7 protein-coding genes are annotated in these 11,891 nt (G+C 48.3%); 2 read left to right on the top strand and 5 right to left on the bottom strand.

The features are described 5' to 3' along the window. Window positions 1-3 precede the first annotated feature (3 nt). The 5 genes from H509_RS0122095 to H509_RS26320 form a co-directional block, all read right to left on the bottom strand. Window positions 4-762 carry a glycosyltransferase family 2 protein gene (locus H509_RS0122095; RefSeq protein WP_028546987.1) on the bottom strand — a complete coding sequence of 253 codons (759 nt, stop codon included), beginning with the start codon at window positions 760-762 and terminating at the stop codon, window positions 4-6. After that, on the bottom strand, window positions 759-1,970 hold the full coding sequence (locus H509_RS26960; RefSeq protein WP_245596227.1) for a glycosyltransferase family 2 protein: 1,212 nt from the start codon (window positions 1,968-1,970) through the stop codon (window positions 759-761). Before H509_RS26960 ends, H509_RS0122095 begins: the two co-directional genes overlap by 4 nt. A 5-nt stretch (window positions 1,971-1,975) precedes the next feature. Further along, window positions 1,976-3,001: a glycosyltransferase family 2 protein gene (locus H509_RS26325; RefSeq protein ID WP_245596226.1), complete on the bottom strand. Its 1,026-nt coding sequence runs from the start codon at window positions 2,999-3,001 to the stop codon at window positions 1,976-1,978. Window positions 3,002-3,145: 144 nt separating this feature from the next. Further along, window positions 3,146-8,317, bottom strand: coding sequence for a WIAG-tail domain (locus H509_RS0122080; RefSeq protein WP_028546984.1), 5,172 nt, complete (start codon window positions 8,315-8,317; stop codon window positions 3,146-3,148). Between the two features lie 124 nt (window positions 8,318-8,441). Further along, window positions 8,442-9,608, bottom strand: a complete 1,167-nt coding sequence (locus tag H509_RS26320; RefSeq protein WP_036698585.1) for a glycosyltransferase family 4 protein — start codon at window positions 9,606-9,608, stop codon at window positions 8,442-8,444. A gap of 141 nt (window positions 9,609-9,749) precedes the next feature. Here H509_RS26320 and H509_RS0122070 point away from each other — a divergent pair, with 141 nt between their 5' ends. Together H509_RS0122070 and asd are read left to right on the top strand one after the other, a co-directional pair. Further along, window positions 9,750-10,868 (top strand): YheC/YheD family endospore coat-associated protein, encoded by a 1,119-nt coding sequence (locus H509_RS0122070; protein ID WP_028546983.1) that lies wholly within the window; start codon window positions 9,750-9,752, stop codon window positions 10,866-10,868. 152 nt (window positions 10,869-11,020) lie between these two features. After that, window positions 11,021-11,812, top strand: a complete 792-nt coding sequence (gene asd, locus H509_RS0122065; protein WP_028546982.1) for an archaetidylserine decarboxylase — start codon at window positions 11,021-11,023, stop codon at window positions 11,810-11,812. Window positions 11,813-11,891 lie beyond the last annotated feature (79 nt).

Here is an 11,891-nt window from a genome sequence, read left to right as displayed (position 1 = left end):
TCCTCACATAAAATGATGGGGATCGATATTCCATTTGCGCTTAAACAACTCATAATTACGCTGCACCAACTGTTGGAGCTGAGTCTCCCCGAACTGTTTGAAGCTATGACTGCCATAATGGTGAACGAACACATCCCCGCATATCATAATGCCGTAGCCGCTCATCCGTGCTCTTAGGCAAAAGTCATCATCCTCATAATGGCCTGGAGTAAATTGCTCATCCATCAGACCTATCGTATTCATAACCTTACGCTTCAAGGCAAAACAAAGCCCGACTATACGCTGTACACGCTCACGTTTGGTACGATCTGATTGATTAAGTTGCACAGTCAAACGATGAAACTGTTCCATATTTTCGTAATGATGATTCACTTGCTGGCGCCCGCTGGCATAATTGGTCGTTGGGCCAACGATACCGACATCTTCATGTTCCATTAGAGCTTGATTTAAATTGCGAAGCCAATAATGGGACACGATCACATCATTATTAAGCAGTACGATGGTATCACCTGAGCTGATCAGCATCCCTGCATTACAAGCTGCGGGGAACCCCTTGTTCTCCGGCAGAGATACGTAAGTGAGCCTTTCCGCAAGACAATACTGGTGTGTATCGTCTGTGGAGTGATTATCGACCACAATGATCTCATACGGTACATCCGTATACGTGCGTATGGATAAGACGCATTGCCGCAACAATTCGCAGCGGTTATACGTAGGAATGATAATGCTTGACATTGGCGCCTCTGTATGAGCAAGTGTCATGTTCCATTCCTCCTGAGCGCGATCTGATCACGATTACGCTGGGGCTCGTGAAGATAGTCACCATGCCAATTCCATATTTCCTGAATAGCTTCCACATGGTCCCCGAGTATAAGTTGAGCCACAGGATTGTGGGTGCCAACGTTTGTAGCCCGTATTCGATTATGTGTAATGACATCTACGACGTGTACTTGCTGCACGTTTAATCCGTGCAGTACCGCTAATGCATGCGCACGTGGTGGAACACTTAGCGCATCAACACCAATCGTATCTACTGTACGCCGACTTAATGCATGCGGCACCGCAGTCAGCGAATTCACATCCAAATCTTCTCGGCCCAACGTGCAGTTCAGCCATAACTTGCAATGACTGATCGCATCTCTGGAGTCAAATGTTCCCATAAATGGACTAATATCGTTTAATGCCACATCTACACCACTCTCAACCGCCCAAAGAAATGCGCCCAAGTCCTCTGCTGGAACTTGGAAATCACTGTCCGTAAATAGCATTACATCTGCTCTAGCCAGCTTCGCGCCGATGGAACGGCCAACATCGTGCCCTATTGCATCGGGGTAATGGACAATCGTTGCAGCAGACGACGCTTCTCTTGCTAACTGGAGCGTCATATCCGTGGAGCCGTTGACGATAATGATCAACTCATCTGGCACAAGTCGCTCCAACTCGTGCAGCACCGCGCCAATTCGTTCTTGTTCATTCATCGCACTAATGATGACGGCATGCCGCTTCGAAGACGGAATTAGTACAACCGAAGGCAGCGCCAGATCCGGTCCTGCTGCGCGTGAATATCCGTTCTGGTAAGCTGTTCCTAATGCCATTATCGCCTCGTACGATTCCAGATGGGAGCAGGTGTTGGCATAATATGCACGAAATGATTGCTTTAATGCCTTTAATCGCAAATGCAGGTCAAGCAGTTGGGATTGAGCATCTCGTGCCAATAGTCCATCTCGCATACCTGCCTCTTCCGAGCTTTGTATAAAGGAAGCTGATACGGAAGGTTCATGTAACCGAGAACCCCGCTTCATCTGTTTGTTCTGCTTCGCTTTTACAGCCGTCTGTGTAACACGCAATCGCCTCTTCTTGTGCCGCGGCCGTTGAAGTCGACTTCGGCTTCTGCGAACAGCAGCAGCTACACGTCTGGATTGCTGCGCCTTACGGCGGAATTTCACTCGCTTCATTCCCTTTCGCTTCAACGTTTTCACCTCACAAGATGGCGCTGCCGGTTCAAATCCGTGTAACCGCCTCGATTGTCCGTTTGATCAATGATCCAGCGTACAGATTGAAGATGGTCATTGTCGATCAGGGCTGTAAGTGGATCTTGCTCATCTTGCTTCGTTCGAATCGGATTCAGCCTGCCAACATCGATGCTAACTGTCCGTTCCATTCGAAGTCCTTGATGGACTGCCTTAGCATGAGCGAGCGGCGGGATCGATAAACAGTCGGTCCCCATAGCATCCACAGCCCTTCGGCTTAGAGCATGCGGAACGGCCGTCATGGACGCCCCTTTGAGATCCGATCGAGACAACAATGCATTAAGCGTATGCTTGGCCAAGACGACACGATGTACATAACGCCTGTTGGTTGGCCCTGAATAATCATTTAACGCCACATCTACACCTGCGGCAACGGCCTTTATAAATGGTTTTAAGCGCTCTGCCGGTATGATCATGTCCCCGTCGATAAAAAGTAAAATCTCACCTTTTGCTGCCTCCGCACCTTTGGCCCGGCCTACATCGTGACCTAGAGGATTGGCATGCCGAATAACATGTGCCCCGGCTCCCTCCGCCAGTAGATCGGACCCATCTGACGAACCATTAGACACTACAATGACTTCAGTCTCGGGATGGACCCTGCTGGCCTCATGAATGACCTTCGCAATTGTACGACGTTCGTTCATGACCGGAATAATAACCGAAACGATAGGGTGTGGGTGCGACATCCACCACTTGTTCCGTCTGCTCAACGCTTTACGCATACTACTGTTGTACCGTAATGAGCCGCCGCGTCGTATGCGCCTCCTCCCTCTGCTAAGCGAGAAGCTCTCTGTTCGTTTGCCTGAACGTACACCCATCTGGCTGCGGTTCGGGCGTCGTATTCGCTTATATCGACGCATATATGCACCCCCTGCCACAAATAAGCCTGCTGTACCTGCTGCTACAACACATAGTATGAGCAAGGATAAATGTGGTAACGGCAATTGTACACGTTGACTGACTTTAGCCATTCATTGCTGCAAAAAAACGATAGACCGGGCCAGTTATCTCCCGGTCTGTTCCATGCAGAAATGGAGCTTCTCCCCTAATACACCTTTAACGAAGCCGTAATTTTCCACGCTTGCCGCTTCATCACAATCACTCGTATACGTCCACTAAGAGATGACGATCCACGACAGTTGACCTTGAAGTGTGTCCCCTTTACATCGACGGACGATGGAGATATCAGCGCTATCCTGCCATCGTTGTGTTAATACGGCGTAACATGCTTCTTGATCGGTCATAGCAACAAGCACGTAATTCACGTTATCGTATGGCTCTTGAAAATAAATCGTAAGTGTCATCCGATCTTCTACTTCGTGAAGTTCAAACGGTGTTGTACCAAATTGCTGCAAAGCTGCACGTTTTGTAGCTGCGGTACGAACCGGAGAATAGTTGCAGTGTTCGGCTGTTACTGCGTATTTTTGGAGATGGTGTCCCTGAATTGCCCCTTCTTGCACATGCTCTGCCTGAATGGCTCCCTCTCGAATCGTACGTGCAGATACCGAAGCTGCTGCTAGATGTTCCGCCATAACAGAATCGTTGCGAAGGTGGATTGAGTGGATCGATTCCGCTGCCAGCTTCTGACCTGTCACGGCTCCATTGACCAGCTTATCATTGGTAATGCTGTCATTCTGAATCATCGCCGTGTTAATCGCTTCAGCCTGTATATGTTCACGGCCGATTGACTGCTGCAAAATCTTGCTCGCACCTACACTCCCATCTGACAGCTTCTCCTCCGTAATACCTCCATCAGCCAGATGTTCATTCCTGACAGCCGCCAACTGCAACTGTAAAGACCCAATCGCATGAGCTTGGATATGTGTGTCATTAATTTCGCAAGCTCCAATATGCTGTGCGCCTACGGCGTTTTCCGCCAGTTGAAGCATGCCGACTGCACCTGGCTCCAGATGGTCACACTTTATTGCACCAAGATCGATCTGCCCACTCGTCACACATCTGTGAGCAAGCTTCTCTGTTGTTACACTGCCATCCGCCAGCTTATTTGACGTGACAGCCTCACACGCGAGGAGCTCATTCGTTATTGCCTGCACTTGAATGTGTGCCGCTTCGATCGCTTGTATCGCGATTTTAGCGCTAGTCACGCACCCTGCTGCCAATTTCTCGTTTGTGACGGTTTCATCACGCAGGTGCTCACTATGAATCACTCCCAACCCTAGATGAGTGCTGTCCACAGCCGCTTCCGTAAGATGCTCTCCCCCCACTACTCCCTGGCCAATATGGTTTGCGCCTACAGCACGATCCGCGATGTGTCGTGCATGAACGGCAGTATTATTGATCAATTCCCCTTGAATGGAGTTAGCTATCAGATGCTCCCCTGAAACGGTTCTCATCGCCAATTTCGTACCTGTGACGCTTCCGTCCGCTAGCTTTTCAGTAACTATAATATGGTCCTGCAGCATGTAGGACGCGATCGAATGTGGCTCAATATGCTCGCCACGAACAGCATGGGATGCAATCTTATCACCCGTGACAGCGCCCTCAGCCAGTTGTTCTTTCCCAACAGAAAAAGGTGTCAAATGATCCGTTCTGATCGAGTTTATCGCAAGTTGTCTCGACCCAACGGACATCGGCAATAAATGTTCCCCGCCTATTTCTGAATATGCAATGTGCTGCCCTTTAATGACACCTTCTCCTACATGACAGCTATGAATCGCTTGATCAGCGAGGTGGTTCGCTTGAACTGCTGCCGCCGACAACTTACTGCTCTTCACGGCTCCATCTGCCAGTTGTGACGTGTCCACAGCACATTCCTTCAGCATATCCGTCCGAATGGAATCGGCTGCGATATGGCTTTCATTAATCATTTGTTCTCTTAAATGATGCGGAAGCAAAAAACCTTCTGTTAAATGATGGGAAGAAATAATAGCATGTTTTAAGTGTCTTCCATCTATAGCTTCCGCTTGGATATGCTTCGAACCAATTGTTTCGTTATGAATATGATGCCCTTCAATAACTCCTTGCTGGATATGCTCCGCAGCAACGGCTCCGTTCGCGAGCTGTTCCTGCCCTACTGCCTGATGAGACAATTGAGTACGGCCTACAGCACCATCTGCAATTGCATCCATTCCTACGGACTGGCAGGCAAGATGATCTGCTTGCACACTCCGTGCCAGCAGATGCTGGCTCTCGATTGCTCCCGAGCGGATATGGGCAGCTGCAATACAATTGGCTTGCAAGTGCCGTTCATGAATGGCTGCCTCATCTATATGCCCGCAAAGGATTGCTCCCTGCTGAATATGGTCAGACTGAATAGCGTTCAACCCCAGATGTGCCTGCTGTACAGCACCTGGCTGAATGTGCTCCGCTGAGATCGCACCAGCGGTTAGATGCGTACCCTCAATTGAGTGATCCTGTAGCTTCACACCATCCAGACTGCCATCCGCTATAAATGCTCCGGATAAAATGTCGGGCCCGAGGTGGTGAACAAAAATGCTGCCCTTTTTGATGTGATATCCTTGAATAGCCTCCACGCGAATATGTTTGCCTGAAATCGTCTCCAGTGCAAGGTGTTTGCCAGTTATCGCATTTGTATGGATCTTTTCTTGCGTAATACTGTTATCTACCAGCATCTCCGACGTAATGGACTGCTCTTGGATGTGGCATGAGCCGATAATGCGCTCATTAAGATGCTCCGCTTGAATAGCTCCATCTGCTAGATGCAAGGAGGAAATAGCCCTTTCTCCCACTTTTTCACCTGTAATACTGTTGTTTGCTAAATGCAACTCGCTAACACTTCCGGCCTGAAGTTGAGCAGCACCAACACTGCCATCGCCAAGTTTGGATTGGGTTACAGCTCCATCCTGTAGATGCTCGGAATGTATGCTCTCTTTGCTTATATGCGAAGTATGGATCGTCTCATTCGCAACATGCTCCGCATGAATGCTGCCAGCAGCCAGCAGCTTCGACACTATGCTTTGGGGCGCAATTTTGTCTGTTGTGACAGCACCTGCTTGGATGGCTCCGTGATCAACTGCATTCAAAGCCAGGTGTCTGGTGTCAATCAATTCGTCTGTCAAGTGTCGTGACAAAATAGACGCCTCGTGGATTAAATCTTGTGTGATGGCCCCTTCGATAATATGAACGGTCTCTACACTGTCAGGAGCGAGCTTATCAGCCGTTACACTTTTATTGGCCAGCTTGCTCGTTGATACGGCCAAGTCACTTAACTTATCGCTTGATACACTTTCAGGAGACAATTTCAATGAGGTAACAATATGGTCAGCAAGATGATGTGAGTATATAGCCCCCATCCCCAAGTGGTAGTCACAAATAGCTTGCGGACTAATTTTGTCGCTTGTAACCGCATCGTTTTTTAGCATTTCTGCACTGATGGATTGTGCTCTTATGTGTTCGCTTCCGATCATATTGGGTGCAATATGACCATCCAGTACCGCGCCAGCGCCAATTACCATCGAAGTTACAGCACCACTTTGCAGATGGTGGGGGGCAATACTGTTCTCAGCCAGCTTTTCAGATGTTATACTCCAATTGGCCAACTTTTCGACTGTCACAGCAGCATCAGCGATTGCATCTGCGCCGACAGAGCCCTTACTTAATTTCTCCGCGGTTACGGTGCCATCCTGAACATGGGCAGCCGATACACTTTGATGATCAAGATGCACGCTCTGCACAGCCTGCGCCCCCAAAATAGAAGAAGTAACCGCACCATCACGCAAATGCCGCTCTTCGATTGCTGCTGCAACAATGTGCTCTTTCCCAATGGACTCAGGCACGATATGTTCCCCATTTACAGCCATCGTAGCGATATGCTGCGTGTTTACGGCATGTTTCGCGATATGGCGCTCCTCAATGGCTTCATCTGCCAGTTTGCAAGGCAGTATACTTTGATCAGCAATTTTGGATGAGGTTACAGCATGGTCTACCAATTTGACTGTAGAAATAGACTGATCCGCGAGTTTGCCTACAGTAATCGCCTGTTCCTTCAAGTGCCAGCCATGCACTTCTCCTTGACCGATATGCCCCTGATTAATCGACTGTTCCACAAGGTGATAGGACTGAACAGCCGCAGGCATGAGCTGCTTGCCTGATACTGACCCCACCTTAATATGGTCGCCCGTGATAGCCTCAGGGGCAATATGTTCACTGTCAATCTGCGAAGGCATAATGTGCCGAGACTCTATCGAATCATCTGCCAAATGATAGCGGGTTACACTATGCTCTGCCAACTTATCACTCTGAATACTTTGTTGTGCCAGCTTTTCAGAGGTTATCGCGCCAGTTCGGATTTTGGAAGACGTTATCGCTTCTTCTGCGATCTTGGAAGTATCCACACTTTCGTTCGCTAAATTTTCTGTATGAATCGCACCACTACGAATTTTGTCCGACGTAACGGCTTGTTCTTGAAGTAGTTCATTCGAGATGATGAGCGCGCGTAAATGCTTCGTCTCGATTGAGCCTTCCGCGATCTTCGAGGCGTCAATGGTCTTGTCAGCCAGCTTCCCAGATGTGATGCTACCATCCTTTATTTTCTCGGATGTAATAGACCGATCCCGAATTTTGCTCCCCGAAATAGCGTTACTGATAAGATGCTCGCCTGCTATCGATTCCGCAGCAATTTTTGAGCCTGTCACAGCCCCATCCACAATTTTAATTCCTGTAATGGCATGATCCCGCAAGGAATCGGCGTTTACACTGTCCCGTTTCAACTTTGAACCATCGATGGAATGTGGCGCAATTTTCTCATTAGTGATCGCTTCATCCACAATGTCATCTGTGTAGATAAAAGCTTTTAGCCGTTTGTGCTGTTTCTCCGTTAATAAATGCTCCCGTTGTGTGTCACTAATACCGTACTGAGCTGCCGTGGGACGATGCAATTCCGTTGCTTGCCCTGTTGGATCGTTTACAACGCTCGTAGGACCATCATTCCTGTTTACGGACGAACTTTCTCCTTCACGCGACTCAGATCGTTCCCTAGCCATGTTTACTAATTCGACATCAGCTGAGATTAAGGCCGCAGCAGAGGACAATTGTGGCATTTGTTCCTTATCGTCCAATCTCTCCCCAACCGTAACGGTACCGTCATCCGTTGTAACACCATTTGCATTGCCCGCTATTCCCTCTGGAGCGGCTATTAGTTGCTCCGCTATCGCATTTAATGTAACTTCTTTTTTACCCGTCACATTTGTATTTCTCTTCCTGGAAGGACGATCCAACCATTTCAGCTCAGACTTATTCGGATTGTCAACAATATATAACGACTTTTTCACTTTGGATGTCGAACGTGTATTTCTTTTCTTTTGCACGAACTTGCTCCTTTCCGACTACTTGCAGTCTTAACCTATTGATGTAACATCATATGCACTAGGCAATCATCACGTCACTTTAAGCCAGTCCCGTCCAAGCATTAAAAAAGACCGTTCCCGTCCATTAACGAGAAGCGGTCACACATAAGTTAATTTCATCTGCCCAACGCTCTGCTGTACGCTGCCACGTATACAGCGACTCTACATGCTCCACACCGGCTTGGCCAAGCTGCTCACATAATGCCCTGTCTAATAACAAACGCTCTAATGCTATACGAAGATGTGCCTCCATCCGATGAGGAGGGACCAGCAACCCTGTCTTCTCATCTATAACGATCTCTTGTATTCCGCCAACCTTGGAAGCCACCACGGGCACGCCGGAAGCCATCGCCTCCACATTTACAAGACCAAAAGCTTCTCTCCTTACTGACGGCACAACGACCACGTCTGCCATCGCATACCAAGAGGGTACTTCTTCATGCGACACATAAGGAACAAAACGGACATGCTCTCGATGCCGTCGCCCGATTCGCTCCAGTTTTCTTACATATGTTGTCTTGCGCTTCGAGCCATAGAAAGCACTGCCTACAATAACTAGCAATATATTAGGGTGTGCCTTCTTTAATCTGAGAACGGCTTGCAGCAGATGGTGTACTCCTTTTAAAGGAATGAGCCTTCCAACATACAGCACAACTTTGCGTTCTCCCCAGCCATAACTATTTTTGCCTGCGGCATGTCGTTCTCTTCCCTCTTCACTCCAGCGTGTCTTAAAGCGTGCTCCATCCACACCAAGCGGGTTAATGACGATTCTATCTTCACAATCGGGTGCTTTGCGCCGAACCTCTTCATATAAATAGCGGCTGTTGACAAAAATTCGATCGGCAGACCGAAAAGCTGTGCGTAAAAGCTTTACTGGAATATGTTTGCGACTCATAAACGTAGTGGAGTGGAGGTTCAGCCAAACCAACTTGTCGGGAAACGAGCGCTTTAATTCCAACACAAAGCGCGGGCGATTCTCCACTTGAACAATGTCAGGATTAAACGTTGTCAGGCCATGAATGACGTCGCGGATATAGCTGCGTGTCGTTGATGATCGGATACGCTCACAAGGAACTCCGCGTACAAATCCATGCGATGCTTGCCCCGGCCACAATCTGCCGTATATACGTGCTTCCATACGTTCAGCAGCCATACTGACGACATATTCGACGACTCTTTCAACTGAGCTACTGGCACCTGATGGAATCGGGAATGTTCCAGGTGTGATGACAGCTACTCGGGGAAGCCGCATGCAATCCACCTCTTATTCTATAAAATTAGACATTCGGCATTCTGCACTCGTCCATGCGAATGCGTGCGGACATACATACGATAGGGTACAAACCGCTTGCAAAGCGTACATAGCGCTTTGACACAGAGGGAGGTACATCCATTGTTAGACAACCGCATAGGTATTCTGTTTAATGCCAGTATGCTGCGAGGGCTTACCCGCGGCAGGACCCGTCACGAGGCAATTGAGTATTATGAGGAAGCCGCTAAACGTCACGGTGTTGTTCCCGTATATTTTCGCTTGGAAGATGTGGATGTTCGATCTCTGCAAGTAACGGCCTACGTTCGCCGTCATGGCATGTATACGCGGAAACGAATGACCGTTCCGACCGTCATTCACAATCGCGCCATTTATTTTCGCTCTGATTCTCACGTAAAAGTTCGGGCACTCGTCAATCGGGGCATTCAGTTGTTCAACCAAGTAAATCGCTACAGCAAGCTGACAATACATGAGCTGCTCCAGCGTGATCCGGCGCTCGTCCCCTATCTACCAGATACGGTCCGTGCCGTACACAGCAACCTGTTAAAAATGATGGAGCGACATCACTCGCTCATCTTAAAGCCTGCTAGCAGCAGCGTAGGTAAAGGCATCATGAAGCTTGATCGTACCCCACGAGGCTGGCAAGCCATGTACCCTGTACAAAAAGCTGCAAAAGGCAACCGCTGGCGTACAATGGAGAGCCTTGATCATGCTTTGCCTGGACTCATAAGAAGCAGATTAAGCCGTGCGACTTATTTGGTACAGCAAACACTGCCGCTTGCGACGTTTCGCGGCAGACCTTTCGATCTTCGTGTTTCGGTACAAAGAGACGCAAGCCGCAATTGGCAAATTACCGGCATTGTAGGTAAAGTAGCACCTGCACACACCTTCTTAACCAATGTCGCACAGGGGGGAACTGTGCATACCTTTGAAGAGATTGCAGCCAGTTCGCTGCCATCCTTCCCCTTCCATAAACTGCGTCAGCGTGTTTCTAGCCTCTCGCTGCTTATCGCCAATCATTTGTCGCAGCAACTTCCACATCTCGCAGACTTAGGGCTTGATATCGGGTTATCTCCGGATGGTACACCGCTATTCATCGAATGTAATGGCCGTGATCAGCGTTACAGCTTTCGTGAAGCCGACCTGTTCACAGAATGGAAATTAACCTACGAAAACCCGATTGCATATGGCGCCAGTCTCATTTATGAGCCTCAATATGCCCCGCCTGTAAACGTACATTAACGCACACCCTTACGCTCTAAGCTATGATGTTATTGAAAAATGAGGCGTTCTGTGTCAAGATAGTCCAAAGGAACCACTGTTTATGCAGGTATCCTTAAACTACGCAGGACGCCTTTAGGGAGGCGGACCGACAAATAGGTGATTACGTAATTATGATGAAGCGATTGTTGCGATTATTAACGGAACTGTCTTCTCGCAAATGGGTATCCAAGATCGCAGGTGCGGTGGCGAGTTCTCGATTTAGCCGCAAACTTATCCCGACATTTGCCAAGTCTTATGGTATTCATATTGATGAGGCAGAAAAATCGTTACAGGAGTACGAAACACTTAACGACTTTTTCACACGCCGATTAAAGCCTGGTCTGCGACCGTTAGCTGTCGGAGAGGACAAGCTGCTTAGCCCTGTTGACAGCATGATTACGGGAATGGGCCCCATTGAAGATGGTACGATTCTAAATGTAAAAGGGCAGGATTACACGCTCGATGAACTGTTGAATCGCTCACCACATCGGCAAAAGTATAAACACGGTTTTTATTTTGTGCTGTATCTCAGCCCAACAGACTATCATCGTATTCATTCTCCCGTTACTGGACACACGGTAGAAAGTGAATATGTCCCTGGAAAAGTATATCCAGTAAATGATTTCGGATTAAAGCATATGCGGCGTGTGCTCAGTCGTAATGAACGATTGATTACATACATCCGCCATGAGTATGGCGAAGTATCTGTAGTGAAGGTTGGAGCTCTTAATGTTAGTAGCATACGCTACGTGGATGATAAGGTGAATGCTAATTATGAAAGAGGCGGGGAATTGGCGTACTTCGAGTTTGGCTCTACCGTTGTACTGCTGACAGATACCGGGACTTTTACCCCGCGTGACAATCTCAAATTAGGCGATAAGGTGAAGATGGGTGAGGAACTCGGACAGCTTCACACCAAATGATGCTCTTAATCCTGCGATTGCGAGCCTGTAGATGCAGCAAAAAAGCCCAAGCGAACGACGTTATTTGTCGTTTACTTGG

The sequence above is a fragment of the Paenibacillus taiwanensis DSM 18679 genome, from assembly GCF_000425125.1.
GTDB lineage: Bacteria > Bacillota > Bacilli > Paenibacillales > Paenibacillaceae > Paenibacillus_B > Paenibacillus_B taiwanensis.
The sequence above is the reverse complement of the archived record's forward strand: the minus strand, read 5'-3'. Positions and strand labels throughout refer to the sequence as shown.